We start from the raw sequence: 26,192 nt of genomic DNA on the forward strand, positions 1-26,192 counted from the left end.
TCACTTTCGCTGGGTGCGCTTCACAGGAGGGCTTGCTTGTAAGCTAGCCTCATCTTTAATCTCGCCAACCAACCTCGCAATTGCTCTACTAGAAGTCAAGGACCCGGCGTCTATGCCGCTTAGCGTCAGTTGGACTTGTTGCGTCGTAGGATCGATCAGTCGAATGGTCAACGTCCGATTGGTGTCTATGTCGCAGACACAACGAGTGGGGGAAAAAGCCATTTCCAAAATGTGTTTCAGTTCTAGAAAAGAAATCATCATACACCTCCATTTGATGACCTACCTCAGCCGCGCGGTCTTAGCTATTCCTGCGGCTAAGCACTATCAATTTAGTCAAGGCGTTTGCACTTCATGTTCATTTTTTCAATGAGCCTTTAAAGCTGATCAGGCAGTCTGAGCCCTCACCGGAAAAGCTCGCGGACTCCGTCTTGGTATTCATGTTCGGGCTAAACGCCTAATCTTATCAAGCAACGTTGACCAGACACGAAGCGTGGAAGCTGGATTGAGATTTCGTATGGCACCAGCGCAGGACGGCGCAGCCAGAAGTGTCGATGAGCCCTACGCGGTGATTCTTGAGGTTCGCTGTAGCGATTTACCTAGGCGTAGAGACTATGCGTCAACACACCAAGACGGAGCGATACATCAGCGAGAGGCAGCTCCTTCTCGGTCACTTGATTGACCGCTTGGATTGTGAATTCTTCGGGTAACGCGGATTGCTCATGGCACCTCCTAAAATTGCCCCAGCTCAAGGCGAAAAAAGAGATAGCTACGAAACCCGTGGGCGATACAGACATCACGCTAGGTGCCCTCGCCTAAGCCTTCTACTGATCGCCGATAACTCCCAGTGGCCTTCTCAATCATCCGTCTGCGATCTTCACGAGAAATGAACCTTTCTTCGCAATACTCCTCTGCAAGGCGTAGTAACTCGTCATATCGCCCAGGCGCACTCATTTGAGTCTGCGGGTGCTCCAGCAACTGGTGCCAGGCCGCCAACGCATGTGCCTTTCTGTCTTCATACATGAGAAATTCCTCCTAGTTGTTAGCAAGAGACGCACGGTTGCGACTACGAGTTCAGGCTTGGCTATGAATGGAATGCTCCACTCAACCAGCTCGCTCTGAAGCGTCATTCGACCATCGCTCAGCGGCCGGGGGCCTCTGTTAAGAAGTCGAGGCGGATACTGCGCGTCGGCCCGTAATTGAGCGGACGGAAGGGGCCATATCCATGAGTGGCGGGTTGGTTCAGGTTATCGATGGGATGGCGCAAGCTTTAGTTCAGTTGCTAGTTTCTAATTTCCTGGCTATCCCCGGTACACGATTGGTACGCGACCCAGGAAAAATCCAGTGCTAACAAGGAGGAAGTCGTGTCGTGTCGGTGGACACGAAGTTCGTTGAGAATTCAGTCCAAGCGTCGATCCTGATAAAGCAGCAACTTAATGCCGGCTATGGCCCATGCGCTCGAACAGTTCAGGTTCTGGCACCAGGCCACGGAATGATCGCGACGGACCAAAGCGCAAATGTGATGCCACATCACCACAAGCATGTGACATCAATAAGAGCTTATCCATGTGAAACCACTAGCCAGAGCCAACGTTAGGGGTGCCTGCGGCTTTACCACTATCACCCCGAATCTTAATTTCATGACGTGGACCGCGTCCCATAGCGAGGACATATTTTCCCCGTCATAAAAAACGTTGAACGTAATTCGAAGCAATCGCTCTCAAGGTTATGGGCGCTACTGCCCATCAAGACATGAAGAGGGTATTAACATGGCAAACATACTACAAACTTGCACGCTCACCCTACTTGTCAGCTTGGCGACTCAAGGTGCATTCGCAGCAAAAGATGACAGTTTTGTAGACGACGCCTCTGCCAAAGGGGTCGCCGAAGTCGAGGCTGGCAAGCTCGCCGAGGAAAAAGGCAGTGCCGCCGATGTGAAGAGCTTTGCGGACATGATGGTCAAGGATCATACGGCAGCGAACGCGAAGCTTAAATCCATAGCGGACGCCAAAAATCTTAAGGTTTCGGACAGTGCGGAGCTTGTGGATAAGGCTAAGACGATGATTTTGGAATTGCGCAGTGCCAAGTCCTTCGATCAAGCCTATGCCAACAATCAGGTGAAAGCGCATGAAGCCACAATTGCACTCTTTGAGAAAGAAGCCTCTGAGGGCAGGGATGCTGAAATTAAAGCGTTTGCTAAAGAAACACTTCCTACACTGAAGGCCCATTTGGAGCATGCTAAGACGCTGTCCAGAACTCACGGCGGAGACGCGAACTGATAATTCGGAAGCCTCTCAGGGCCTCACTCTGTTTAACATGAGGCCGCATTTTCAATGCAATGAAAAACGCGCAGATGTGAAATAGCTCTATTTGGAGTATTGGTACATCTCCTTGCCGAATCTTAAGCCGCCGTGGGGGGCACCAGCCTTGCAGGATGTGTAGAAAAAGGGAGTCCGGGCTAAGTGTCGAGGCGCTCTGCCCGGCCGCTCCTCTTTACGCGCGTGAAACCACATCTGCATGGGTTTGAAAGGTTCCAGGAAGCCGAGGGTCCGAGGGAAATGCTGTTGAATCGAAGAAGTGAAGGGTTGAGCGGGAAAACGCAAAATGAGGGCAGATCGACGACGAAAGCCAGTAATGAGTGAAATGGACGCATGATTATAATCAAGACATGAAAAAGTTAACGCTTTAGCAAGAGCCCCAACTTCTGACCAACTTTTCATGAAGCGGGTTTTGGACTATCTGCTCGTATTGTCTACGGTTTATGGATGCGAAGATTCCGTCCATTTTATTGGGTTGACACCGGATCTGCTCAACTTAAGTCTTTTGTCGAGGAGAAAGCCTACCCACTGATGATGAATGAGGTGCGGCGGGTGTCTGGTGGACTCGGGAAAAAGTTAGCCGTCGCAGTCTACAAAACCCTTTCGAGATAAATGGCTGCTGACAGTAGTAGCGCATCGATCAGGTCTGAAGGGGGCTAGCTTTTCCGGCTGCCCTGTGACGCTAAAAGACCCTCCCCTTAGGATATAAAACCGTCTCCCAGGTGCTCGTTGAGCGGATCCAAACGATAAAGGGTGCTGTGGTCCTGTCTGCCCCAGTGTTGTCCGAGTACCTGATAGGAGTTCGTCGCGATAGCTAAGAAAAACATCTCGCCATCAGCGATACCGTGAAATGCATAGAAATCTCGCCATCTGATCAATTTGGCTGCCATCGAGTGTACATTACTGCTAAGCAGTCAAGAATTAAAGCCGCTCGACCTGACTCCACGAGGGCCAAGCTGCAATATGATCGGAAGATTCTTGGCATTTCGATGGTGGTTGGGGCTAAAGAAATATTTGCACGACAGCAGATATACCGGAGAGCCTGAACAGTTGGAATTCAGGCTAGATCCCTCTCAAGTATCAATACTACCCCCGTCAGCTTTACTTTCATAACGAAAGAAGATGCCCTGAAGCTAATACGCAAATACGCCCAGCGCCAGGCTTTAGTTGTGCCGCTCCACGGGTGCTGCACGATGGTCTATGTTCATGTATTCAGAACACTTCATGGCGCTCTTTTCGTTGGCGGGCTTTTTTAAAGTACTTAGCCCACCGATACTTGCTTAAAAAGCGGGCACAGCTTTTTTTCGCATCAGTGACACGCCCCCCAACGGTCTCGAAATGTCCCCGCTAGGAACTCCTTCGACAGCGCTATCGGCGTCGCTTATCGAGTGCCGAAAACGGTGTGCTTGGCCCAGACATACGCACGGCGGGTTTTCTTCTCACGCGGCGCGAGCATCTGCACCGGGGTTTCATCGGCGTGGATTACACCCTCGGCCAGTACCGCTTCGCGCAGCGCATCGAGCAAAGGCTGAAGCTGTACGCCGGTTGTCCAACCCACTGCGCCAGCGTAGAGCGAGCGATCACCAGCCCGGCGCGGCCAAAGATTTTCTCCTGCCGGTACAGCGGCAAGTGGTCAGCGAACTTCGCCACCATCGCATGCGCCAGCAGGCCTGCGGTCGGGAGACGCTTGTCGATTATCTGCGCCGGAACCGGTGCCTGGATCAGTGTTAGGCACCGGCGGCAGGCCCACTTTCCACGCACATGTTGCTCGATTGTGAACACGCCAGGTGTGTTATCGAGGTTCTCGCCGATGTCCTCGCCGACTCGCTGAAGTTGGCAGCCGCAGGCGCACCGGGTGCTCCCAGGCTCGTGGCGGACCACCGTGCGTGGAAACTGCAGCGGCAGCGCGCACGCTTGGGCTTCTGACGTGGCTCGGTTGGTGCAAGGGGCGGATTGACCACCCTCAACTCGGCTTCGATGGCCGCGATATCAGTGTCGGGCAGGTCATCGAGCAAGCTGCCTTGGTCGGGACTCAGCTGCTCGCTGCGCTTAGCAAACTTGTGCCGTTTGAGGATGGCGATCTCATGAGCGAGTTGCTCATTGACCGTTTGGAGGCGATAGATTTTCTGACCCATGGAGCCGACCTGGGACAGCAACTGCATGGCCTGTTCAGCCCAGACCCGGGTTGGGCTCGGCCACGCGTACGGTGTATTGAAGTCGCTTGTTATGTAGAAACATGAACAAATCTCCTCAGGCTATGGAAGGGGCGGCGCCCGGAACTGAACACGCGCCCACCTTTATGTGAAGCAACCCGCCGGCGAAAAATTTCAAAAGAACTCTTTGCAACACGACCAGCGGTCGAACCCTGCATGCCAAGCGAAGCGGCGGCGCAGAGCGGTTGGTGATATCTAACCCGCCCAAAAAAACTTATACGAAGCGGCGCACAAACACTGAACTTGTATAAGGTTACCCGCACTTTCTACCGTTCGTCGCGCTAGTCGAAAATTCGTCAAACACTTTTTCGCAAGCGCATATCGGAGTAGATGTCCGCTGCGTAAACGGACAACTAACGAAGCGCTAACTTAGTGACTGGAGAATTATCATGAGTACAGGTAATAAAAACCCGGGTAACTTTGCCAACGATCGTGAAAAGGCTTCAGAAGCCGGGAAAAAAGGCGGACAGGCGTCCGGTGGCAACTTTGCCAATGACCGCGAAAAAGCATCCGAAGCCGGAAAAAAAGGTGGCCAAAACAGCCATGGCGGCGGGCGTAAATAAACGCCGCGATGAGGCAGGGGATCAATGCTCCCCTGCTGCTTTGACGCAAGGCCATCAAGGCGACTTTCCAGACGTGCGTCGCTACATCACACTGATTCAGGAGATACCATGTCAAGTATTCCGCAGCCCGGTCAATGCGCTTGCGCCACCTGTAAATGCAAGGCGTCCGACTACCATCAACGGGACGGAAAAAACTATTGCAGCCAGGCGTGTGCTGACCGGCACCCGCAAGGGCAACCTTGCCCGGCCGCTGACTGCAACTGCGAATCCGGCGTCAGCGTGGGCGAACGCGCCGTCAGCGACAGCCAGCTCGACGAAGCTATCGAAGAGACCTTTCCTGCCAGTGATCCGATCTCGCCATAAGCGTCGCTCAACGCGACGCTGCGACCGGTGCCAACAGCGCAGCGCCGCACCACGTCTCGAAGCCCTGCTGGCTGAGCAGGAGCAGGCCCGCGCCCGCATGCGCGTGCGTTCGGCGTAAGAGCCGGCGGTGAGCATCGCAGAGAACAACGCGGCCAGCCGCAAAATGGATGCTGACAGCGCGCAACCCGTTCGATTTTTCGCCGTCCCTATTCCCAACGAGCCACGGTTAAAGCGCTTGCGCGGCGGCTGCACGTTGCGCTGCGCGTTTTCGGCAGGCATCGCCGAATACCTCGAAAATGGTCCGGTAGTCAGCATTGGCAGTGACATGCCATTCAGGATGCCATTGGATTCCTACGGCAAAAGCCAAGCTGCCCTCGACCGCGGGGTCAGGCATTTGCGCGAGTACCGGCAGGATCAGCGGCAGCCCCTTGGCCGCGGTGACGATGGCCTGGGAATATTTTGAGTCATTAATTTGAACCGCGTGCTGACCGATCTACCATGAACAAGCCGTCACGCCGATGATGGGCAGGTGTGGCATAAAACCCCCATGCCTATTCCTGTTAGCCGAACACACGAAACGCCCCTGGGTGCAGCACCGCCTGGCCGTTGTTGTCACTTGACATCCACGGCGTCTCGCCCTCGCCTATTGGTGACCCACACATCGACCAGCACCAGGATGACGGGCAGTCCTATCCAAAAGATAGAGCACCTCCGGATTGTGAATACTTAGGTAAGCGATACAGCAGCAGGGTTCATTATTGTTTAATGGCACTGCCCCGCCCTAAGCGAAGCGACAAAATGGCTATTAGTTCAGTAGCATTCCGCCTTAGAAATTATACAAGCCAGCATTTCCTCACGACTTTGTATAAGTTTTTATCGAATTAAGACCGTTCATCGGCGTTTCAGAATTTTCTCAAAACGAATGCCGGGGGCGCTTATCGGAATAGATGTTCGCTGCGCTAAACGTGGAACCGGCGAAATGAAAACTCACTGTGGAGAACGGCCATGACAACAGGTAACAAGAACCCTGGAAACTTCGCCAATGATCGTGAGAAGGCCTCTGAGGCCGGGGAAAAAAGGCGGTCAATCATCGGGCGGAAACATTGCCAACGACCGCGAAAAAGCCTCGGAAGCGGGTCGCAAAGGTGGCCAGAACAGCCATGGTGGCGGTCGCAAATCATGATATAGCCAACGGGGACGGCCCTGCCGCCCCCTCAGTCAAGCCAGAGGAAGATGCCATGCGTGCTGCCATTGAACCCCAACGCCAAGAACTCAACCGCACATCCATCAGCAACACGCGATCGGCCGGTGCTTCCTTCTCATCGCCTAAACCCCCTAACTGTTATGAGCGCATGGAAACCAGCGAGTATGCAGAGGCAACTGTCCGGGTCACGCGTACGCCAGCGGTGTGCGAGCGCATTACCTGAACAAATTTTATTGCAGGTATGTGTTATTTCGATAAGGCATTAACTTACAGCGATAAACCCTGAACAACTGTTCACACTGCCAGAGGCGCTTTATGCCTTTACATATCATCAACTTCACCGGCCCGGTCAATGCGTCGACCTGCAGCCAACTTATCGAAAAGACCTCGTTGGCCGTCCAACAGAACGCTACCGGGTTGATCGTTAACATCGCGACCATGGGCGGTGAATGCAGTTATGGCTTCACCATGTACAACTTTTTAATGGCCCTGCCGATTCCAGTGCATACCCACAACCTGGGCACTGTGGAATCCATGGGTAACATCATCTTCCTGGCGGGTGAACGCAGAACGGCGTGCGAGCACAGCAAGTTTCTGTTTCATCCCTTTCACTGGCATGTGCAGGGGGCCGTCGACCACTCGCGCATGTCCGAATACGCCATGAGCCTCGACTATGACTTGCAACTCTACGCGCGCATTGTCGAGGAGCGCACCGCGCAGGGGCGTGAAAAACTCGACACCGAAAAATACTTGATCGCCGCGCCACGCATTCTTGACCCGCATCAGGCGGTGGCCACCGGCCTTATTCATGCCGTTGAGTTCCCCGGAATCCAGGCCGAGCATATCTGCGCGTTCATTCATTCCTAGCCGGCCACCCATTCACTGTGGAGACAGACATGGACGAACAAACGATTCGACAAACCGCTTACCGTATCTGGGAACAACAAGGTAAACCCGACGGCCAGGATTTTGCGCATTGGATACAGGCCAGGGATGAGTTGCAGCCGTCCGACACGGATGGCCTGCCTGGCTCGATTGAGAGCAGCGTCAGCCCACCTGGGTTGGATCTGGCACCAATGGAGGCTGCGTCTTCAGCAACGCAAAAGAAGGTGCGCAGTAAAAGATCAAAGGCATGAAGACGCCCGCCGACGCGGTCGTACTCTTCGATGGCACCTGCAAACTCTGCAACGGCTGGGCACGGTTTATCATCAATCACGACGTGTCACGCCGTATCAAACTCGCCACGGTGCAGTCCGATCAGGGCCAAGCACTACTGGCATGGGCAGGCTTACCGCAACACGAATTCAACACGATTGTCTTGATTGCGGACGGTCAGTTTTATGTGCGCTCCGAAGCCATGTTCCAGATAGCAGATCGCCTGCCTTGGTACTGGCGCTGGCTGACACTGGCGCGGCTGGTTCCCGGCTCCTTCCGGGATTGGCTCTACGACAGAATCGCACTGAATCGTTACCGGCTGTTTGGCCGCTACGAGGCGTGTCAGGTACCGCCCGCCGATCATGCACAGCGTTTTTTGCATGGCTAACGGACTGGATAACGACGTTGCATCAAGCAGGAGATAAGGTGATGGACACAACAGCAAGGGCTTGGGAGTTGGCGATGGTCCTCATTGCCAGCGGAAAAATCCCGTTCGATCCCGCCAACATGGCAGGGTCGATACACATCTTGGCGCGCTATGTACAAGAACTGAAAGAGGCCCTGCAGGGCGCGGACGCCACCCCCGAAACGACCGCGTGAGCCGCAGCCTATCTTCACGTGGTCCCTCGAACCTTCCGGAGCTCAGCCTGCGCCGCTGCTCTAAACGTGGTCACACCGGCTTGACGTCCGCTTGTAATTACCTCGCTGTTTCATGACCCTGCCCTCATGACAAAGCCCGTACTAGGTACGGGCAAATCGGCGTGCGGCTGATGCGCCTGTAGCCCGGTGTGCGGCCGCTCGAAGGCAGCCGCCACCTGTCAGGGATTGAGATCCGGATCAGTATCCAGATGCGGCCGTTTGATGGGATCGATAGCGGGTTTCGCGCCGGGCTGACGATCGATCTCCGGCGGTGGCGCCAGTTGCAGCACTTCACTGGTGTAGCGCCACTCCTCCATGACCCGGTCGGGATGCTCATTCAAGTGCGTGCCGTAGCTGGGAACGATCTGACGCAATTTGTCCTGCCACGCCGCCGTCGCCAATTTGTCCTTGAACACCTTTTGCATCAGGTCGAGCATGATCGGTGCCGCCGTGGAAGCACCCGGCGAGGCGCCCAGCAACCCGGCAATGCTGCCGTCCTTCGAGGCCACCACTTCGGTGCCCAATTTGAGCACACCGCCCTTATCCTCGTCCTTCTTGATAATCTGCACGCGTTGCCCGGCCTGCCACAAGCGCCACTCATCCTTGTTGGCATTGGGGAAATAGGTTCTCAGTGCCTCGAAACGATCATCGTGGGACTGCATCAGTTGGCCAGCCAGATACTCCACCAGATCAAACTCGCGCACGCCCACGCGCACCATCGGCCAGACGTTGTGCAGCGTCATGCTGGCGGCCAGATCGAAATATGAGCCCTCCTTGAGGAACTTGGTGGAAAACGTGGCGAACGGGCCGAACAGAATCATCCGTTTGCCGTCCAGCACACGGGTGTCCAGGTGCGGCACCGACATCGGCGGCGCGCCCGTCGCGGCAATGCCGTAGGCCTTGGCCATATGCCGTTCGGCCACTGCCGGATTTTCCGTCACCAGGAAAGAGCCGCCGACCGGGAACCCAGCGTAGTCTTTTGCCTCCTCGATGCCGGACTTCTGCAGCAACGGCAACGCCGCGCCACCGGCACCGATAAACAAGAACTTCGCATCGGTGGCCGCGGTAGTGCCGTCCTTGAGGTTCTTGTACTCAACGTGCCAGGAACCATCCTCGTTGCGCGTGATATCGCGCACTTCGGTGGACAGCTTGAGGCTGAAATTTTCGCGGGTTTGCAAGTGGCTGACAAACTGGCGGGTGATCTCGCCGAAGTTGACGTCGGTGCCAATCGGCGTCCAGGTCGCGGCGAGCTTTTGCGCCGGATCGCGGCCCTCCATCATCAGCGGCACCCACCGCTTGATCTGCTCCGGATCTTCCGAATATTGCATCGGGCGGAACAGTGGGCTGGCTTGCAGGGCCTCATAGCGTTTTTTCAGGAAGCGGATGTTATCGTCACCCCACACAAAGCTCATGTGCGGCGTGGAATTGATGAAAGAGCGCGGGTTGGTTAGCACGCCGTTTTTCACCTGCCAGGCCAGAAACTGCCGGGTGATCTGGAACGCTTCGTTGATTTCAACCGCCTTGGTGATATCGATTTTGCCGTCTTTTTCCGGCGTGTAGTTCAGCTCGGCAAGCGCCGAGTGCCCGGTGCCGGCATTGTTCCAGCCGTTGGAGCTTTCTTCGGCGACCTGGTCCAGTCGCTCGACCATTTCCATCGACCAACCCGGCTCCAATTCACTGAGCCAGACCGCGAGTGTTGAACTCATGATCCCACCGCCCACCAACATCACATCGACGCGCTTGGTGTCTGCGGCGTACGCCTGGGAAATGCCGAGCGACAGGGTCAGAGCGGCCAGTGCAGTTTTGAATCGAGGGTTGTTCATGTTGCCTCCAGAACACTACGGTCGGTTTATTTCGAAAGCGCCGTCGACTCCTCTGCATTGATGCACAGGTCAATCGCCACGGTGTCGACGCGATCCCGTTGCAGCACCGTAAGACTCTGCAGCGTCTGTGCACGGACCGCGTCGGCGGCGTTCTTGAGCCGCTGCCACTCCTCCAGGTTGATGACTTCGCGCAGCACCAGCTCATCGGCGCGGCTGATAAGAGTCTGGTAGAAGTCGTCCGGACAGTCTAGGCGGTAAGCATCGTCTTCGAGCAGCAGGTGCCACGCCCGGATTTCCATCGCTTTTTGGCTTGTTTCCATTGTCATACTCCTGCTCAGTCAGAACGCCTGTTCAGCGCTCAGTAACGCAGTACAGCCGCCGCGCGGGTTTCGGCGGGCATCGAACGCTCGGCCGGCACGACCACCACCTCGCCACCCTGGCGGATAACCGACAGGATCAGCTCGTCCAGCGCCACATCGTCAGCGCCTGCCGCATCACTATGCGGCGCCGTATCGACGGTGTTATCCGCCGCGACCAGCAACAGTGCCACCCGCCCTTCTTGCGCCGCCCGTTCGATCTCAGACACTTGCGAAGCATGCAGCCGCTGCCCCCCGCCCCGCCAAAGCGATCAAACGCCGCATTCAGCGCATCCTCACGGCGTTTGCCGATCACAGCGGTGCAGGCTTGCGCAAGCTCGGTCGCCGACAGCGTGGAAGGGTCCGTACGCACACCGTCCGCCACCAGAAACGGGTTATGGCTGACCGCCCTGAAGACTGCTTGATTCTCTTGGAGTGCTACCAGCACCAAAGGCAGTTCGCAGGCGCGCGAGCAGTGCTGGGTGATTGCCTTGTCGACGGCCCGGAAAAATCGCTCACGGTCCAAATTTACTTCGTCCTGCTTACCGCCGCCGCCGGACTCATGCTTCATCGGGTCACCGCGCTTGCCCGCACCACTGAAGCCGTCAGGGTGCCCTTGCTGGTCGCGGGGGCTCAGTTCATCACCCAGCGCATCGGCCTGGGAGCTCGGCACCGCCTGCGGTAACTCCACTTCCAGTAACCCTTGTGCCGACCCTTCGTACATCCGCACGCTGTCACGGGTAAGGCAAAGCGCCTGGTAGCGTTCGGTCGCCGGCGCCTGACGCAACAAGGGCCGCAGGTAAGGATGGCGATTGACGACGGCGATCTCTTGCATCGGCTGATGCAAGCCCACCACCAGAAAATGTTCATCGCCACCAAAGATCGCTATCCCAGGCGGGCAGGTGTACCAGAACGCTGTATCAGCCACCAGATCATGAAACGGCGCGAGCAGCGTCTGGGCCCGGGGCGACTCGGCCAGCCGGCCCTCCAGTGTCTTGATCAGGTTTTTCAAGCGAATGGGTTTTTGCGTACGTTCCGGGAACGCTTGCTGGGCCGGCATGTAGATACTCAGGTGGGTGCGATCCGCCAAGGCCAGGAGCGTGCCCAGTGTCTGGCGCGTGAAGGTTTGGACGTGAACCATGGGCATTCTCCTCAGCGGTTCGCCAACTGCCCCTGCTTGGCCGGAAAATCGTCTTCGAGCAAGGCGTCGATCTGTGTGCCCGATTCTTCCTGGACCGGCGGCGCCGTGAGATGCGCAGTGGACTCCACTTTGGGAGACAAACGCCCCAACAAATGCTCGAGGGCGTGGTGGATTTTCCGCGCCGCACCGGCCACCGCCAGTTCCAGGCTTTCGGCTTGATGCGTCACCGACAGCGAAGTGTGACCTTTGGGGCGTACCTCGATCTGGCAGCGTTTGTCCTGTGGTCCGGCTTTCTGCGCGTTGACATCGCCCACGTGGCGCGTCAGCAATGAACTGTAGTGCTCCAACTCGTCCACCACCGTGCTGCCGACCCATTCCTGAAGTTCAGCACCGCCTTCAATGTGATTACTGTCTACCTGTACCAACATGGTCTGTCGCTCCTCTGTACTGGAAAGTAAGGCTCGCCCGGTTCCCAAGGGCTACTTAGGTTCGAGCCGGGCCAGTTCGCCGCAGTTCGTTCGGCAAACGGCGCAGGTAGATCAACGGTGCAATGGGTGCGAACACCCGCCATCACCACAGCCCTCAGCGCTCGTAAATCATGCCCTGCATCTGCCACAGCATGCGAAAACGTCCAGGACGCTTGCGCAGTTCATCGGGGGGTCCGTCTTGCACCACATCGCCCTGCTCCAGCACCAGCACCCGGTCGAAGCTGGCAATGGTCGAGAGCCGGTGGGCCACCGCCAGCACGGTTCTGCCGCGCATCAGGTTCATCAACGCGCGTTGGATGATGGCCTCGGAATCCGAATCGAGTGCCGACGTCGCCTCGTCCAGGATCAGAATGGGTGCGTTTTTCAGAAAGGCTCGTGCCAGCCCCAGGCGTTGTCGCTGACCGCCGGACAGCGTCACCCCGCGCTCACCCACCAGGGTCTGATAACCGGTGGGCAGCGCCTGTATGAACTCATCGCAGAAGGCTTGGCGGGCCGCCTCCATGATTTGTTGCTCAGTGGCGTGCGGTTGGCCGTAACCGATGTTTTCCAAAATGCTGCGATTGAACAAAGCCGGCTCTTGGGGCACCACGGCGATTTGCCGCCGCAGGCTGTCCTGGCTGACCGAGCGGATGTCACGCTCATCAATCAGGATTGCGCCGCCCTGCACATCATCCAAGCGCTGCAGCAGGCTGAGCAGCGTGGATTTCCCCGAGCCCGAGGTGCCAGCAATCCCGACACTCTGGCCGGCCGGGATCTGCAGATCAAAGTATTTGAATACCTGTCGTCCACCGGGATGGGCATAGCTGACATTGCGCATTTCGATGCTGCCCCGAGTCGGCGCCAGCTCCTCAGGCGTATCGCTCAGTTCATGGGGCTGGGCGATGATGCTCAGTGTTTCGGCAATGACGCCCATCTGCTGGCTGGCTTCCACCAGCGCGAGAGCCAGATCACGCGAGCCATGCAAAATCCGAAACGTCAACGCGCTGACCATCACCACATCGCCTGCCGTCACCTGACCCTCACGCCACAGCAGGATGGCCCAGCCCAGCATCGAGCCGGCCATGATCGACAGGCACAGGTCGTGCAGCACCCGCGCCTTCTCCAGGTAGATCCAACTGCGCCGATGGGCACCGGCCTCGATGCCTATCTCACGCTCCAGCCTCGTGCGCTCGCGCTCGCGTCCGGCAAACGCCTTGATCGTCCACACGTTCGAGACCAGGTCGACGATCTCGCCGCCGACTCGCGCAGATTGCGAGGCAAAGGCGATGTGCCGGTTTCTGCCACGCACGCCGACCACCGTGATCAACGCAGCCACCACCAATACACACACGATCAATGCCAGCGCCATGGAGCTGCGTACGGCAAACAGCACCACCACGGCGCCCAGAAAATCCACACACGGCGGAACGATGCGCCAGGCCAGGCCGCCGTACACGGTGTTGGCCGCCGCCGCTGCCGCGGACACGCGATTGGCCAGCGCACCGGCGAAGTGCCGGTTGAAATAGCGCATCGGGTGCCCGGTCAGGTGGTGGAACAGGTCAACGCGCAGGTCGGCGCAACTGCCGACCACGGTGTAGCAGCCGACCCAACCGCCCAGTCGCCACAATACGTTCTCCAGTACGATCAACCCTATGAACAGGCTGAACGCATGCCACACCTGGTCCGCCTGCGAGTCGCCCGCCATGGCATCCACCAGCAGCTTCATGCCGTACTGCACCGCCACGGCACAACAGGCCGCGCCGATCACCAGCGAAAACATGGCGCCAAAATGCACCGGACGTACCCTGACGTAACGCCAGAAAAAACGGCTGGGTGTCGCCGGTAAAGGCTCCTCGCGCAGGTGCTGGAAAATCATGGGGATTGCCTCTGCGTTTGCCGCCCCTCAGGTTCGGCAAAACGTGCCCGCAAACGCTCAGGCACCGCTTTGAGCTGCTGATGCAACGGGTGAAAGGCTGCGCGCTCGCCCTCTCCGTCCGGATAGCCGAAGACGCCGGTGGGGCAATAACGTCCGTCATCCCAGCCGGGGTAATCCAGAAAGGGATACCAACAGAGGCCTTGCACGGGTACCCCACGTTCGAGCGCCAGCAATGCCTGTTCCAGCACATAGTTCAGCCAAGGCACACGTTCCTGGTCTTCGGCACCGGTTTCGGAGATCAGCAGCGGCCGCTGATAGCGTTGGTGCAATTCTTTGAGCATACCGGCCAGCGGGCGATAATCAGGCTCGCCCCGCGCTATGCGCCCGCCGTGGAAATACCACTGGTTGTGCGGGTAGAAATTGGCGCCGATGATATCCAGGTAGTGCGCCTGCCCTCCCAGGCCTGGCCACTGACGCCCGGTGAGCAAATCCAGGGCTTCGAACTGGGCCAGGCGGTAGCGTTCGGCGTCTTCAATGTCCTCGCTGCGCTGCGAGGCCGGCACCACATGAATCAAAGGGTCGCACTGCACGAAACGCGCGGCGGGCGCATGCTCACGAATTGCCTCGATGGCGGCGATGCTTGCGCGCACCAACTGATGTTTGAGCTCTTGCCCACGTCCACGGGCGCTCGGGTTGAAATAACCGGCGTCGCCGCCGGCCCAGCTCCAGAACGATATTTCGTTGACCGGCGAGTAGAACGGAACACTGATCCCTTCTTCCGTCATCAACCTGGCCACCGCGCCAGCGAACCGCGCGAAGCGCTCGACAAACGCCGGTTGCCAGATGTCCAGGCCATCCGGATAGCCGTAGTGACACAGGTCCCATATCACTTGCACCTGCTGATCGCGCGCGGCCCTGAGCATTCCAAGAACGCTGCTCCAGTCATAACGTCCCGGGCTGCGTTCGATCAGGTGCCAGCGCAGGCCGTCGCGGGCGCAGCCTACATTCAGGCCTGCCAGTTGCCGGTAATCCCTCTGCGCCCAGCGCGCGTGCCCGGTGTCAGCCAGCAAATCCAAGCGCCGGCCGTCGTTGCGGCGATGGCTGGAACATTCGTAGCCCGCCATCACGAAGCTGTTGAAGAGCGTGGCATGGCCACGCTCAAAAGGGTTGAGTGGGCTATCCTGCGGCTGGACGGTCATGAGGCATCGAGCCCCGCTTCCACCGCGAACTCGCTGCTCGCCGCTTCAATATCGCGGTAGAGCGCCAATGCCTGGCCGACCACCTGGTCCATGTTGTAATACTTATAGGTACCCAACCGCCCGAGGAAAGTCACATCGGGCGTCTGCTGTGCGAGTGCTTTGTAGCGCTTGTACAACTCGCCGTTTTCAGGTCGAGGTACCGGGTAATACGGGTCGCCCTCGTCACACGGGAACTCACGGCTGATGCTGGTAAAAGCATGCGTTTGACCGGTGAGGTGTTTGTATTCGGTGATGCGGGTATAAGGCACGTCCGGGTCGGGATAATTGACCACCGCCACCGGCTGATAGCGTTCCTGCTCGAGCGTCTCGTGTTCGAAGCACAACGAGCGATACGGCAGGCGGCCAAGTTGGAAATCGAAATACTCATCGATCGGGCCGCAGTAGATGACGTGCTTGAATTGCACCGTGTTGCGCACGTCCTTGAAGTCGGTGTTCAGCAGCAGATCGATGCGAGGGTGATCGAGCATTTTTTCGAACATCCGCGTATAGCCATCACGGGGCATCACCTGGAAGGTGTCGGTGAAATAACGGTCATCGCTGTTGGTGCGGGTCGGGATGCGCGAGGTCACCGACTTGTCCAGCTCCGAGGGGTCCAGGCCCCACTGCTTGCGGGTGTAGCCGCGAAAGAACTTCTCATACAACGTGCGGCCGATCTGATTCACGACCACGTCTTCAGAAGTGCGCAGCGTAGCAACCGGTTCGGCGCGCTCGGCCAGGAACACTTCGGCTTCCTCGGTCGACATCGACAGACCGTACAGTGTGTTGAGGGTCGTGAGATTGATGGGAATCGGCACCAACTGCTCGTCCACCTTCGCCAGCACCCGATGCTCATACGGTCGCCACTGAGTGAAACGCGACAAGTAGTCGACGATGCGCTGGGCATTGGTATGGAAAATGTGGGGCCCGTAGCGGTGCACCAGTACCCCGGCTGCATCGTAGTGATCGTATGCATTGCCGGCGATATGTTCGCGTCGATCGATCAACAGCACGTTTCGGCCCAAGCCTTCGGCAAGCCGCTCTGCCATGACGCTGCCGGCAAACCCGGCACCGACGATCAAGTAGTCGTAGACTCTGCGCTCGGGTTGGCAGGTCGGGCCGGATCTGGCGGTCTCAAGGCTTATCTCAGGCATTCGATCTGCTCCTTCATGAAACGGCAGGTGGCGTCCCAGGACTTGCCTTCGAGGGCCGCATCGGCCCGGGCCAGGAAGTCGGGCGAGCCTTTGAGGTTCAGCGCGTTTTCGACAGCGGCTACGAAGGCCTGGGCCGTGTCAGCGATAAATACGGCACCGCTCTGGCCGTAGCCACTGATGACATCGTGAATCGGGGTGGACACCACGGGACAACCGCCCGCCAGGTACTCCGGTGTTTTGGTGGGGCTGATAAACCGTGTCGACGCATTGAGCGCGAAAGGCATCAGGGCCACGTCCCAGCCGCTGAGGTAGGCCGGCAAGTCGGCGTATTGCCGGGCACCGAGATAATGGATGTTGGGTCGGCGCGGCAGCGTTTGCGGGTCAATCTTGACCACCGGCCCGATCAGCACGATCTGCCAGTCGCCGCGCAACGCCGCCATCTGATCAACCAGTTCGATATCGAAGCGCTCATCAATCACGCCGAAAAAGCCCAGGCGTGGGCGCGCTATTGCCGCCTGCTCTGCAGGGTCTGCCAGGGCTCCACGTGCCTGGGCAAAATGCGCGATGTCGACACTGCTCGGCACCGGGTGCGCATTGCTGTGCCGTTGTTGTTTGACCTCCCAAAGACTCACGCCACCGGTGAAGACCACATCGGCCTTGGCCATGAGCAACCGCTCTCTCTCGACCAGTTGTGCCGGCGCCCCCATGAACGCAGACAACTCATCCATGCAGTCGAACACGGTGACCTGCGCCTCCAGGTGATCGGTGAACGCCAGGCTCATGGGCGTGAAGTACCAGAGCAGCAGATCACCCTGCAGCACCTGTGCAAGATGCTCGTCCAGCAGGCTTCGCTGCGCTTGGACCATCGCTTCGGCACTCAAGCCCTCTGGCAGGTGCGCAACCGCGACCTGAATCCCCGCGGACGGGCGCGAGATTTCAAGCCAGGACGAATCGCCATCGGACAAAACCGGCTCTTCAAAAAAAATCACGTTGTAGTCTTTCGCCAGGCGCGACATCACATGTTGTGGTCGCTGGTAGACAAACCCCCAACGCAAATGCGACAGGCACACCAAGGTGGGACGGGTGTGGCTAGGGGCTTCAACCAGGCTTTGCCCACTCACCGAAAACTGTTCGGGCTGTTCTGCAAGGTTCATATCAACGTCCTTATCAAGCGAGAAGATGACGGCCCGTACTCCGAGCCACCCGGCCATAACGTGTCGATCCAGCAAGTACACAGCGACCCCTGGTTGGGCCGTATGGCTCTTGATGGTTGGAAGCATGGCAATCATCGGGCGTTCAAAAGAAGGTCGGGCAGAGCCGATGAAATGCACATACCGGTCGGTCGACAGGTTTGAACTCCTCGTAAAAAGCGCCCCCTACCTTGAAGAGTCAGCCGCCACGACGGCGCTGACGAAACCAGGGAAACGGCGTCCAGGTGCCGGAACGAGTGAGGGCAAGCGCATGATCTTGATTACAGGCGGTACGGGATACATCGGTGCGCATGTCGCACTGGAGTGTATGGTTCGAGGCGAAGAGGTTTTGATCCTGGATAACTTGTGCAACAGCCAGCGCTCGGCAATCGACCGAATAAGCGTGTTGGCCGGCAAGCGGCCGGGCTTCATTTTTGGTGATGTTCGAAACCGGCGTCTGCTCGACTCGGTATTGCGCGACTACCCTATCGATGCCGTCGTGCATTGCGCCGGGTTGAAAGCCGTGGGTGAAAGCGTGCGCGAGCCGCTGCGCTACTACAACACCAATGTCGGCGGCAGTGTGGTGCTCTGCCAAGCCATGGCGCAGGCGGGAATATTCCGGCTGGTGTTCAGCTCATCGGCCACCGTGTACGGCGACTGCACCTGCATGCCGATCAACGAGTCGTGCGCCACCGGGCAGCCTACCAACCCGTACGGCATGTCGAAGTTGATGTGTGAAAACGTGATGAAAAGCGTGGCCAGCTCCGACCCGCGTTGGTCGATAGGCTTGCTGCGCTACTTCAACCCGATTGGTGCCCATGCTTCAGGTTTGCTGGGCGAGGCGCCGACCAGCACCCCGAACAATCTACTGCCGTATCTGCTTCAGGTAGCCCTTGGCGAGCGCCGCGCATTGGCGGTGTTCGGCAACGACTACCCTACCCCGGACGGCACCGGCGTTCGCGATTACATCCATGTCGAGGACCTGGCGTTGGGGCATATCCGCGCGCTCGACGCACTGCGGGATCGGCGCGGCGTGAGCCTGTGGAATCTGGGCACGGGGCGTGGCTATTCGGTACTGGACGTGGTCAAGGCGTTCGAGAAAGTGTCCGGCATCCCGATCCCGCTGAACGTCGAAGCGCGGCGCCCTGGCGATATCGCCTGCTGCTGGGCCGACCCGCAAAAGTCCATCGAAGAGCTCGGCTGGCAAGCCCGTCACGGGCTGGAGAAAATGCTTGCCGATGCATGGCGCTGGCAGTGCAACCAGCATAAACGCGACGAGGTTCGCAAGGCTAACTGACGTCCTCTCGCGCTGGAGCCGCGAAAAAAACAAAAAAAAGCCCGCACACAGTACGGGCAAAACAGGAATTGTTACTGAGAGACTGCGTGAGTGAACAGACTCCGTATTAAGAAGTTGAAACAAGGCTGACGGTTTATTTTTCTTTCATTCGTTGCGACGAATGGCGTCACCCACCCGCTCAGGCACTCAACCCAGGGCGGTATCGAGGAACATCATCACCGCAAACCCAAGCATCAAGCCCAGCGTGGCCGGGGTTTCGTGCCCATTGCGGTGGGTCTCGGGGATGACCTCATGCGAGACCACAAACAGCATCGCACCGGCAGCAAGGCCGAGCGCGATGGGATAGCCCAAGACAAATCCACTCGATATTCCCAGGCCGATAACCGCCCCCAATGGTTCCATCAACCCCGACCCGATCGCGATCAACAGGGCCTTCAAGGCAGGCACCCCGATAACCCGTAACGCCAACGCCACCGCCAGCCCTTCGGGTATGTCTTGGATAGCGATAGCCGTGGTCAGCGGCATGCCCACCGACAGGTCGCCGCGGGCGAAGCTCACACCGATCGCCATGCCTTCGGGCAGGTTATGCAAGGTGATCGCCAGGACAAACAGCCACACCCGATTGAAGCGTGCGGTGAGCGGTCCCTTACGGCCTATCTCCGCGTGCTCATGGGGTACATAGCGATCCAGGCCGATCATCAGCGCGACGCCCAGGCCCAAGCCGGCGACGACGATGCACGCGGCGAGCAACTTGTTGCCGCTGATTTCCTGGGCGGCTTCGATACCCGGCAGGATCAGCGAAAACGAGCTCGCGGCCAGCATCATTCCCGCGGCGAATCCCAACAGGGTGTCCTGTGTACGCGTGGAGATATCACGCAGGACAACCGCGACCATGGCGCCAGCGGCCGTCGCTGCAAAGCCGCTGAGCCCGCCGAGCACTGCGTAGCGCAGAGTTGTCTGGCTTGACCCGACAATTGCACTGTAGCCGGTGGCCAGCAGCAGCACAGTCAGTACTGCGATGACCAGCCAGAACACGACGGCCGACCACCCTTGGTTCGATACACGCCGCAGCCAGCTGCGCGGCGGTGTAGGTGTTGACGATAAAGAATCGGACATCAACCTATCCTGTCAGTAGGATCCATGAGTTGGACAAGGCGCGCTTTATTTACGCGGCTCGCACAGCTATCTGAAGGGTGAGACGTGGCGAAATTTGAAAAATTTGCGGCCGGCACGACGAGCGGCAGCCGCTTGACGCGCTGAACAGCTGCACGACATCAGAGCTTGGCAATGTCCCCCGCTGCTTCGGCAAGTGTTATCAGCACTTCCTGCATATCCGTTATAGCCTCGTTGAGCCGTTTGAAGGACAAGTCCCGTGCACCTGCGTCGTCCACTGTCTGGCCTCCCCGCAGAGAACCGGGGTGACGCTCCTCGATACATTGAAGCGCACTGACGGCGGTTCGCAGCGTGTCCAACTGCTGGAAGATCGTTTCTATTTGCTCGGTCGAGCGGCGGCTCATGGTCGTATTCCTTCAGGGGCGTCCATGAGCTTCAGAGTGCTTGCGTATTTACCAAGTTCAGCAGGGTTTACATGGCGGCCCAACCAGCTGGTCTGGCAGGCATGACCACTGAGCACATTCGCTGGAACATCGGCTGTGCATCAACGTCATCTGCACAGGCACGCATTAACTCGACGCGTAAGCCCCCCAGTACAGTTAAAGAGGACACGCTCATGTTTGATAAAAAACACTACCTCGTCAGTTTCATCCTCGATAACCAGCCGCAAAGCCGCACGCTGGAACATGCACATGACACCCTCCTGCCGGACGAGGCGCAGGCGCTGCTTAAACAGCAATTTCCAGAACTCAAGGAGGCTGCCCTGAGTGACGTTCAGGTGCAAAAACGCACCCGGCACGATGATAACAGCGGCGCCCCCGGGCATTATCAACAACCCTGAGGACTGCCATCCATTCGCTGCAAGGAGCTCACGATGAATTCACTGCCAAAAAGATGCTTGTTGGCCCTGTGCTTGAGCATTCAAAGCGTTTCGTCCATCAGCTACGCGGTCACGCTGGATGCCTTCGTGGAAGAAGCGGCCCAACACTGCATTTTCCAGAATGAAAGCGCGAAAATTGCCCTGGGCAAAAGCCAGCAGGTTGATGTCAAAGCGTTTGCAAACCAGGCGCTCAGTCAGAGTGCTACGCTCTACAGCCGGCTCGAAGCGGTGGCCAAGCAAGAACGCATGGCGGTTCCCACCGAACCTTCGCTGGTCGGTAAGGCCAAGCGTATCCACCTGCAATCAGAGGACGCGGCGTTTGATCGCCACTACATGGATGACCAGGTGCAAATTCTGAAAAAGCATGTGTTCCTGTTCAAAAAGGAGGCGATGTCGTCACAGAACCCTCAGCTCAAAACGTTTGCTGAGGGAGCGCTGCCTGACCTGCTCAAACAGCAGGAATCGGCCCAACGCCTTCAGGCCAAGCTCAAACCTTCCGCCGGCGCTTTAGACCGCCTGGACAATGAGCAGCTGCATAAGAGATAAGCACGTTCAGTAGCCGATCAGTTGGGTGAGTCGCAGCTTAACGCTTCGACGCCGAACACCTGTGGGAGGCGTCGCGCGCCAGCGAGGCTGCGAACGCGGCGGTCATGCCAGCCTATCGCTAGCCTGATGCACCACTATCGCTGCCACGCTGGAGCGTGGGCAGCTTCCACGGGAAATGGGTTAGGTTTTATTTACCTGCAATCTGTCGTGTGATTAGCCGCTTCGGCAAACACTTCGAGTCGCTGTTGCGACTCCAGACGGCCTGTCTTTCCCGAGCTGCACGCTGGTTCACGCCCAGAGCAGCATCGGTGATGTTTGAACAACATGCTCGTCAACAGCGTCACGCTTTTCTTGACGTTGTTTTCTACATAATGAAATTCGAAATGCTCTGGAATGTTCATGCTTTTTCTCCACACCCGTCGTTATGCAACTACGCAACCCGAGCTCAGCGATGCTGGGGAAGCGCACGCTGGCGCACACTGATTTGCTCGAATGCCTGTGGATCACCAAGGCTGTCTGACGCCAGCGCCAGCGCCTGTTGCCAATCCAACCCCGGGTCCAGCCAACGCGATGCACGCTCACTGTCGAGCACGAGCAGTTGCAACGGCCCCGCTGTACCGCCACCACCACGGGTCACCAATACGAGGCCGTTGCAGCCATTGGCCGAGTCGCTGATTTGCGCCAGCGCTGCCAGGTAAACTGGCCCCGCAGTGCGTGGGCGTACGTAAGTGAAGCGAGGGCTGGCGAGTTGCGATACGTCGGCGTCCTGCGCGAAATCGAACCAACCGTCTGCGGCCACCAACGCTCGCCCACCGTCACGCATGCGTGCGAAGACCTTGGATCGCATTACGATCTCAAGCGGCAAATGCGTCAACGGCGGACGGATGCCCATGCTCCAGAACGGCGACCATCCCCAGCGCACCTGGGCGCTCTGCAGTTGTTCGCCTTTTTTAACCAAGGCTGTGACGAGATGATTCGGTCGGATAATGTGGTTATGGTCGCGCAGATCGGGGAGCAAGCGCTGCGCCTGTGTGTCTGCTTCAGCTTCGTTTTGATCGATGGAAGCGCCCTCTAGAAAGCATTGAAGGTAGAGGTCGGGGGCGGACAGTTGAGCGATGAGTTCACACATTTCAAGTACCTGGCAGTTAAGGCGCGCGGCGCGCTGGAGACCCGATGCCGCTATTTTTAAGTGGCTTATAGGGTTCGAGCCAAGTCAATTCCTCCCAGTTCGATCGGCGCACGGCGCAAGCCGATCAGCGGTGCTTAGCCGTCCCGAGCCACCTGCAGTAACTTGAAGCCGAGCTGATCTAAGTTCGAAAACCATCGATCAATTGCTTGAGTCGTGTGGCTTCCAAGACCGCAAAAAAGGCCCGCAGGTCTGCTCTATGTGGAGCCTTTTGAACATAAGCGTCGATATCAGAAATACTTCGCGTCGTTAGCCGCGGGATTCCGTTGCGTCCGATAGGTTGAGTAATCCCGCAGGGGGCATGCGCCGGCGTTCGAAACGCTTCCCAGTCTTCGGGCCTACGCTGTTCTCCGCAGCGCATGCATACGTAGACATCAGGGCTCAACCCCAGGTAGTAGCCCTTTCCGATATAGGGATGGGAGCATTGGCTTGATGGATACCCGCCGTTAACCTCATACGATTCAGTCATCATATAAAAGCCTAAAAAAAACCCGCACTTAATGCGGGCAAAACAGGAGTAATACCTTGAGACTGATTGAGCGAACAGGCTCAGTATTGAGAGCCAAAGGAACCAGAGTCAGTTTGGTTTTTATTTGTCGATGTCGACGAACGGCAAATAACAAGCGAGACGGTAGTTGTACAGCTCAAACTAGCTTGTACAACTCAAAAATTCTGAACCTTCTTTCTGAAGAAGTAACAAAAAAGTTCAGGGAGAAGCGATATGAAAAATTCTTTATATATCATCGAATACGAAATCCATGACGTACCTAAATCTTTCATCATAAGAGCGGAGTTCATGAACAACGCGGAAGCTTGGCACTGGGCAGCGTGCGACGTAGGGATAGGAATCATCCCCAGGTTTCGGAAAGAGAAAATAAAACGAATCAGCAAGCCGATGGGTGAGCGCTACGGCCTTACAAACGTGAGGTGGCGTCCATCAGGCAGCATCCCCTTTATCGCACAGCCCTATGTACCGCCCCCACCCGAAATGAGCGAGATGGAACCCGACCCGTGCAAAGAGTGATGGCTATTAGCTATTGGAGACTCTATCTTTCCGGTTATCGACCAAGGTGCATAACCTTTCAACGTTGTAGCTAAGTGCATCCTTCATAAGCTGGGCTGAATACTTCTGTCGGCACTTTGGACAACGCCGTTCAGACGCAGACTGAACCATTTAGGTCGCTTCGTGTTCGACTGGCTCGAACGGTGCATTGCATTTAACGCACCTGTGATTGGCATGAATATCGAACATAGTGGCTCATCCCTGATTATGATATGACATATAGCGTCGATCGTAAACCGCATTTGTTCAATCAAAAATTAATGAAAATTCAAACAAGCGCTTACTTGCTGTTCAATTGCCACTATTAATCATATTAGTTAGCCAGCTAACATTAGCAGTCCGGTCATCATACAAAGTGAGGCCACTTTGCCTAGCGCGGTCACACGCAATAGCGAATTTCACGTGGCTCTGCAGTTGCGCTTTTCGCACCAAAGCAGGGCGCCAGTCCCATGGTGGTCCCATGGGGCTATTTTTCGGAGGCCAAAACCACAAACCCCGATTTTCTCTTTTAAGATTAAGGTTTGCGATTTCGTAATTTGGCGGTGAAGGATAGCGACCATCGTTCCGACGGCAAAAAACACAAGGGCAACAACAAACAAGAGCATAAGAATAAGCGCCACTAATTTCTGATCTGAATCATGCTTGCCCGAACCAGCGCCAGGCTCGTTGTTTCTGTCCTTTGTTACGTAGCCCGCTCGCCAGCCGTCAGCGTGCCGGAGTGTTACTGATACGCGCGCTTCCGAGCCAGTTATATGCCGACATCAGTGTCGATTCAACGAGTCTGATTGGCGATCAGAATGAAATTCTGTTCGGGCTACGTGAAATGATTCGACTTGATTTGATTTCTGTCGTGTGGCAGTACAGCAAGTACTCAGATACCGCCGGGGCGCTCCTGTCCTCCGTTTTATCGATTCGCTTAACTAGGCGGGAGTGGCATTCAAGGAGCTATAGGCCACATTGCACCCTGTCCTGAGGACCTACATTCACGCATTTGAATTGGACGGACAGGCATGGACACCCTAAGCAAACTGGAAATCGAAACGGTCCTCGCCAGCCGCCTACCGAACTGTCAAATCTCGTGTTCAATTACCGCTACTAACGCGCTTTCAGTCGACGTGACGAGTTCGGAATCTGATCAGTTCACGATAGTCAACATCAACCGGTGCAGGTGCCATGGAGATCCAACATTAAGGCTAGTCCGATAAACTCTCGAAGAGATGGTGTTCTCGAGACGGTCCTCTAGCCGATGCTCAAGGCGAATCAGGAAAGTCACCCAGACGGTCCCCTCTGTTTCCCCCATAGAAATCTATCAATAGTGTGTCAAAACGCGTCCGTCATTTGGATGTCTGCGCGGCAATGGAAGATCTGCAAGCGCTGGCTCAGTCAACGGTTCTGCAGTTTGCGTAGGGCCGCAATGTCCGGACGGTTTTCGTTCGCAGCTGCTGTTCAAAAATGTCTTTACACAGCCTCGGCCAGAAATGGGCGCAGTGCCGTAAAAGCATGATGCGGCGTTCTCGCTGGGTGTCGACCCTCAAAATGAGCAGCATGTATGTGGTCCAGACAACCCGGACCAGCGACCAGAAAATCAATGAAAGATGCCCGGCACCCCGTCATGATTCGCCTCAATGCCGTAGTGTAGCCGCATCAGCTACCCCCGCAGCAAAAGCTTAAGACTCCCTGACGAGCCGCCCACTATGTCCATCCGTGCCCTCCATCGCCGAAATTACTGCGCGGGAAAATTGGGACAGAAAACCTTGCGCTCATCTGTTGTGGTCTAATGAACCGGACACCCGTTTACGCGAGAATGCTCGCCAGATCGAGGTGTCAGATGACCAAACAACGCCGTTCCTTTTCTATCGCCTACGCCTTGGATGACGTTTCATTGAGCCGGGCGTGCGAGGCGATCCGTACCTTTTGCGCCTCGCTGCGTTAATCATTTTCCTTCCCATAATGCGTGGCTATCGCCGTTTCCTGGCTGACCACGCATTTACGCGGTTCAACGCAAAGAATGCCCCGTATGACACAGTCCGTCAGATTAAATCTCAAACAATGTGTTCACAACAAAATGGCATAATATGCCAACGGCCGGAAGAAACTTTTTACCGAAAGCTGATGCTCATTATGGCTACGCGAAACGTTGTGCTCACCCCTAACCAGGAACAGATTATCCAAGACCTGGTGCAGTCCGGCCGTTATCAGAATGCCAGCGAAGTGATGCGAGAAGGTTTGCGCCTATTGGAGCAGCGCGTCGCCGAAGACACCGCCAAACTTGAGGCCCTGCGTCAGGCAACCCAGATCGGCCTCATGGATATTGAACACGGGCGCTTCACTGAACTGAACGAAGGAAATCTGGAGCACTACCTCGAGGGCTTGAGCCTGGAGGCGACCCCCCTCGCGAGCGAGAAACACTGAG

General features: G+C 57.0%; 26 protein-coding genes and 2 pseudogenes. 14 read left to right on the forward strand and 14 right to left on the reverse strand.

The genetic code is table 11. The annotated features are described in order from the left end of the window. Positions 1-261, reverse strand: coding sequence for a DUF1652 domain-containing protein (locus tag QF039_RS13205; protein WP_307518707.1), 261 nt, complete (start codon positions 259-261; stop codon positions 1-3). Positions 262-1,766: 1,505 nt separating this feature from the next. Between QF039_RS13205 and QF039_RS13210 the strand changes: the two genes are divergently transcribed. Continuing rightward, a complete protein-coding gene (locus QF039_RS13210; RefSeq protein ID WP_307518709.1) occupies positions 1,767-2,276 on the forward strand; it encodes a DUF4142 domain-containing protein in 510 nt (169 codons plus the stop codon). Between the two features lie 1,447 nt (positions 2,277-3,723). Here QF039_RS13210 and QF039_RS13215 read toward each other — a convergent pair. Beyond that, positions 3,724-4,477, reverse strand: a pseudogene (locus QF039_RS13215) (transposase); the annotation flags it as partial. 440 nt (positions 4,478-4,917) lie between these two features. Between QF039_RS13215 and QF039_RS13220 the strand changes: the two are divergent. From QF039_RS13220 to QF039_RS13255, 8 genes and pseudogenes are all read left to right on the forward strand, one after another. Continuing rightward, positions 4,918-5,091: a general stress protein gene (locus tag QF039_RS13220; protein ID WP_307518711.1), complete on the forward strand. Its 174-nt coding sequence runs from the start codon at positions 4,918-4,920 to the stop codon at positions 5,089-5,091. Positions 5,092-5,199: 108 nt separating this feature from the next. Then, on the forward strand, positions 5,200-5,454 hold the full coding sequence (locus QF039_RS13225; protein WP_307518713.1) for a metallothionein family protein: 255 nt from the start codon (positions 5,200-5,202) through the stop codon (positions 5,452-5,454). A gap of 127 nt (positions 5,455-5,581) precedes the next feature. Continuing rightward, positions 5,582-5,917 carry a hypothetical protein gene (locus QF039_RS13230; protein WP_307518715.1) on the forward strand — a complete coding sequence of 112 codons (336 nt, stop codon included), beginning with the start codon at positions 5,582-5,584 and terminating at the stop codon, positions 5,915-5,917. A 551-nt stretch (positions 5,918-6,468) separates the two neighbouring features. Next, positions 6,469-6,637, forward strand: a pseudogene (locus QF039_RS13235) (general stress protein); the annotation flags it as partial. A 336-nt stretch (positions 6,638-6,973) separates the two neighbouring features. Beyond that, the gene (locus QF039_RS13240) at positions 6,974-7,525 is read left to right on the forward strand and encodes an ATP-dependent Clp protease proteolytic subunit (RefSeq protein WP_373461992.1); all 552 of its coding nucleotides are present in this window, start codon (positions 6,974-6,976) and stop codon (positions 7,523-7,525) included. A gap of 29 nt (positions 7,526-7,554) precedes the next feature. Next, positions 7,555-7,794, forward strand: a complete 240-nt coding sequence (locus tag QF039_RS13245) for a DUF2934 domain-containing protein (RefSeq protein WP_307518716.1) — start codon at positions 7,555-7,557, stop codon at positions 7,792-7,794. Then, on the forward strand, positions 7,791-8,201 hold the full coding sequence (locus tag QF039_RS13250; RefSeq protein ID WP_307518718.1) for a thiol-disulfide oxidoreductase DCC family protein: 411 nt from the start codon (positions 7,791-7,793) through the stop codon (positions 8,199-8,201). The genes QF039_RS13245 and QF039_RS13250 overlap by 4 nt, the downstream gene beginning before the upstream one ends. 41 nt (positions 8,202-8,242) lie before the next feature. Continuing rightward, positions 8,243-8,413 (forward strand): hypothetical protein, encoded by a 171-nt coding sequence (locus QF039_RS13255; protein WP_307518720.1) that lies wholly within the window; start codon positions 8,243-8,245, stop codon positions 8,411-8,413. A 218-nt stretch (positions 8,414-8,631) separates the two neighbouring features. Here QF039_RS13255 and mqo read toward each other — a convergent pair whose 3' ends face one another. The 8 genes from mqo to QF039_RS13295 form a co-directional block, all read right to left on the reverse strand. Then, positions 8,632-10,275 carry a malate dehydrogenase (quinone) gene (gene mqo, locus QF039_RS13260; RefSeq protein ID WP_307518722.1) on the reverse strand — a complete coding sequence of 548 codons (1,644 nt, stop codon included), beginning with the start codon at positions 10,273-10,275 and terminating at the stop codon, positions 8,632-8,634. 26 nt (positions 10,276-10,301) lie between these two features. After that, positions 10,302-10,595: a hypothetical protein gene (locus QF039_RS13265; protein ID WP_307518724.1), complete on the reverse strand. Its 294-nt coding sequence runs from the start codon at positions 10,593-10,595 to the stop codon at positions 10,302-10,304. Positions 10,596-10,731: 136 nt separating this feature from the next. After that, complete coding sequence (locus QF039_RS13270) at positions 10,732-11,772, reverse strand: hypothetical protein (RefSeq protein WP_307518726.1); 1,041 nt, start codon at positions 11,770-11,772, stop codon at positions 10,732-10,734. A gap of 11 nt (positions 11,773-11,783) precedes the next feature. After that, on the reverse strand, positions 11,784-12,200 hold the full coding sequence (locus tag QF039_RS13275) for an HPF/RaiA family ribosome-associated protein (RefSeq protein ID WP_307518728.1): 417 nt from the start codon (positions 12,198-12,200) through the stop codon (positions 11,784-11,786). Between the two features lie 154 nt (positions 12,201-12,354). Then, the gene (locus tag QF039_RS13280) at positions 12,355-14,115 is read right to left on the reverse strand and encodes an ABC transporter ATP-binding protein (RefSeq protein ID WP_307518730.1); all 1,761 of its coding nucleotides are present in this window, start codon (positions 14,113-14,115) and stop codon (positions 12,355-12,357) included. After that, positions 14,112-15,314 (reverse strand): beta-glucosidase, encoded by a 1,203-nt coding sequence (locus QF039_RS13285; protein ID WP_307518732.1) that lies wholly within the window; start codon positions 15,312-15,314, stop codon positions 14,112-14,114. The genes QF039_RS13280 and QF039_RS13285 overlap by 4 nt, the downstream gene beginning before the upstream one ends. Beyond that, positions 15,311-16,504: a UDP-galactopyranose mutase gene (gene glf / locus QF039_RS13290; protein WP_307518735.1), complete on the reverse strand. Its 1,194-nt coding sequence runs from the start codon at positions 16,502-16,504 to the stop codon at positions 15,311-15,313. The genes QF039_RS13285 and glf overlap by 4 nt, the downstream gene beginning before the upstream one ends. Next, complete coding sequence (locus tag QF039_RS13295; RefSeq protein WP_307518737.1) at positions 16,492-17,658, reverse strand: glycosyltransferase family 1 protein; 1,167 nt, start codon at positions 17,656-17,658, stop codon at positions 16,492-16,494. The genes glf and QF039_RS13295 overlap by 13 nt, the downstream gene beginning before the upstream one ends. Positions 17,659-17,965: 307 nt before the next feature. On the opposite strand from QF039_RS13295, the gene galE reads away from it, so the two are divergent. After that, entirely contained in the window at positions 17,966-18,991 is a 1,026-nt protein-coding gene (galE, locus tag QF039_RS13300) for a UDP-glucose 4-epimerase GalE (RefSeq protein WP_307518739.1), read from the forward strand. A gap of 186 nt (positions 18,992-19,177) precedes the next feature. Here galE and QF039_RS13305 read toward each other — a convergent pair whose 3' ends face one another. Beyond that, positions 19,178-20,107, reverse strand: coding sequence for a ZIP family metal transporter (locus QF039_RS13305; RefSeq protein WP_307518741.1), 930 nt, complete (start codon positions 20,105-20,107; stop codon positions 19,178-19,180). 158 nt (positions 20,108-20,265) lie between these two features. Continuing rightward, a complete protein-coding gene (locus tag QF039_RS13310) occupies positions 20,266-20,508 on the reverse strand; it encodes a hypothetical protein (protein ID WP_307518744.1) in 243 nt (80 codons plus the stop codon). Between the two features lie 71 nt (positions 20,509-20,579). On the opposite strand from QF039_RS13310, the gene QF039_RS13315 reads away from it, so the two are divergent. Then, entirely contained in the window at positions 20,580-20,945 is a 366-nt protein-coding gene (locus tag QF039_RS13315; protein WP_307518746.1) for a hypothetical protein, read from the forward strand. 33 nt (positions 20,946-20,978) lie between these two features. Next, positions 20,979-21,530 (forward strand): DUF4142 domain-containing protein, encoded by a 552-nt coding sequence (locus tag QF039_RS13320; protein WP_307518749.1) that lies wholly within the window; start codon positions 20,979-20,981, stop codon positions 21,528-21,530. 191 nt (positions 21,531-21,721) lie between these two features. Here the strand turns inward: QF039_RS13320 and QF039_RS13325 are convergent, their stop codons facing one another. Together QF039_RS13325 and QF039_RS13330 are read right to left on the reverse strand one after the other, a co-directional pair. Continuing rightward, a complete protein-coding gene (locus QF039_RS13325; RefSeq protein ID WP_307518751.1) occupies positions 21,722-21,931 on the reverse strand; it encodes a hypothetical protein in 210 nt (69 codons plus the stop codon). A gap of 44 nt (positions 21,932-21,975) precedes the next feature. After that, positions 21,976-22,659, reverse strand: coding sequence for an SOS response-associated peptidase family protein (locus QF039_RS13330; protein WP_307518753.1), 684 nt, complete (start codon positions 22,657-22,659; stop codon positions 21,976-21,978). Positions 22,660-23,437: 778 nt separating this feature from the next. Here QF039_RS13330 and QF039_RS13335 point away from each other — a divergent pair. Both QF039_RS13335 and QF039_RS13340 read left to right on the forward strand, forming a co-directional pair. After that, entirely contained in the window at positions 23,438-23,740 is a 303-nt protein-coding gene (locus QF039_RS13335; RefSeq protein WP_307518755.1) for a DUF6555 family protein, read from the forward strand. 2,160 nt (positions 23,741-25,900) lie between these two features. Beyond that, positions 25,901-26,191: a type II toxin-antitoxin system ParD family antitoxin gene (locus tag QF039_RS13340; protein WP_307522969.1), complete on the forward strand. Its 291-nt coding sequence runs from the start codon at positions 25,901-25,903 to the stop codon at positions 26,189-26,191. The last annotated feature ends 1 nt before the right edge of the window (position 26,192 follow it).

The organism is Pseudomonas sp. W2I6 (genome assembly GCF_030815935.1).
Lineage (GTDB): Bacteria > Pseudomonadota > Gammaproteobacteria > Pseudomonadales > Pseudomonadaceae > Aquipseudomonas.

Excerpts from the sequence above, each read along its gene's own strand:
- QF039_RS13270 (WP_307518726.1), bottom strand. The coding sequence starts at position 11,772 with ATGGTTCACGTCCAAACCTTCACGCGCCAGACACTGGGCACGCTCCTG.
- QF039_RS13225 (WP_307518713.1), top strand. The coding sequence starts at position 5,200 with ATGTCAAGTATTCCGCAGCCCGGTCAATGCGCTTGCGCCACCTGTAAA.
- QF039_RS13305 (WP_307518741.1), bottom strand. The coding sequence starts at position 20,107 with ATGTCCGATTCTTTATCGTCAACACCTACACCGCCGCGCAGCTGGCTG.
- QF039_RS13205 (WP_307518707.1), bottom strand. The coding sequence starts at position 261 with ATGATGATTTCTTTTCTAGAACTGAAACACATTTTGGAAATGGCTTTT.
- QF039_RS13210 (WP_307518709.1), top strand. The coding sequence starts at position 1,767 with ATGGCAAACATACTACAAACTTGCACGCTCACCCTACTTGTCAGCTTG.
- QF039_RS13325 (WP_307518751.1), bottom strand. The coding sequence starts at position 21,931 with ATGAACATTCCAGAGCATTTCGAATTTCATTATGTAGAAAACAACGTC.
- mqo (WP_307518722.1), bottom strand. The coding sequence starts at position 10,275 with ATGAACAACCCTCGATTCAAAACTGCACTGGCCGCTCTGACCCTGTCG.
- QF039_RS13335 (WP_307518755.1), top strand. The coding sequence starts at position 23,438 with ATGAAAAATTCTTTATATATCATCGAATACGAAATCCATGACGTACCT.
- QF039_RS13245 (WP_307518716.1), top strand. The coding sequence starts at position 7,555 with ATGGACGAACAAACGATTCGACAAACCGCTTACCGTATCTGGGAACAA.
- glf (WP_307518735.1), bottom strand. The coding sequence starts at position 16,504 with ATGCCTGAGATAAGCCTTGAGACCGCCAGATCCGGCCCGACCTGCCAA.
- QF039_RS13275 (WP_307518728.1), bottom strand. The coding sequence starts at position 12,200 with ATGTTGGTACAGGTAGACAGTAATCACATTGAAGGCGGTGCTGAACTT.
- QF039_RS13220 (WP_307518711.1), top strand. The coding sequence starts at position 4,918 with ATGAGTACAGGTAATAAAAACCCGGGTAACTTTGCCAACGATCGTGAA.
- QF039_RS13285 (WP_307518732.1), bottom strand. The coding sequence starts at position 15,314 with ATGACCGTCCAGCCGCAGGATAGCCCACTCAACCCTTTTGAGCGTGGC.
- QF039_RS13240 (WP_373461992.1), top strand. The coding sequence starts at position 6,974 with ATGCCTTTACATATCATCAACTTCACCGGCCCGGTCAATGCGTCGACC.
- QF039_RS13310 (WP_307518744.1), bottom strand. The coding sequence starts at position 20,508 with ATGAGCCGCCGCTCGACCGAGCAAATAGAAACGATCTTCCAGCAGTTG.
- QF039_RS13255 (WP_307518720.1), top strand. The coding sequence starts at position 8,243 with ATGGACACAACAGCAAGGGCTTGGGAGTTGGCGATGGTCCTCATTGCC.
- QF039_RS13250 (WP_307518718.1), top strand. The coding sequence starts at position 7,791 with ATGAAGACGCCCGCCGACGCGGTCGTACTCTTCGATGGCACCTGCAAA.
- QF039_RS13315 (WP_307518746.1), top strand. The coding sequence starts at position 20,580 with ATGGCGGCCCAACCAGCTGGTCTGGCAGGCATGACCACTGAGCACATT.
- QF039_RS13320 (WP_307518749.1), top strand. The coding sequence starts at position 20,979 with ATGAATTCACTGCCAAAAAGATGCTTGTTGGCCCTGTGCTTGAGCATT.
- QF039_RS13295 (WP_307518737.1), bottom strand. The coding sequence starts at position 17,658 with ATGAACCTTGCAGAACAGCCCGAACAGTTTTCGGTGAGTGGGCAAAGC.
- QF039_RS13280 (WP_307518730.1), bottom strand. The coding sequence starts at position 14,115 with ATGATTTTCCAGCACCTGCGCGAGGAGCCTTTACCGGCGACACCCAGC.
- QF039_RS13330 (WP_307518753.1), bottom strand. The coding sequence starts at position 22,659 with ATGTGTGAACTCATCGCTCAACTGTCCGCCCCCGACCTCTACCTTCAA.
- QF039_RS13340 (WP_307522969.1), top strand. The coding sequence starts at position 25,901 with ATGGCTACGCGAAACGTTGTGCTCACCCCTAACCAGGAACAGATTATC.
- galE (WP_307518739.1), top strand. The coding sequence starts at position 17,966 with ATGATCTTGATTACAGGCGGTACGGGATACATCGGTGCGCATGTCGCA.
- QF039_RS13265 (WP_307518724.1), bottom strand. The coding sequence starts at position 10,595 with ATGGAAACAAGCCAAAAAGCGATGGAAATCCGGGCGTGGCACCTGCTG.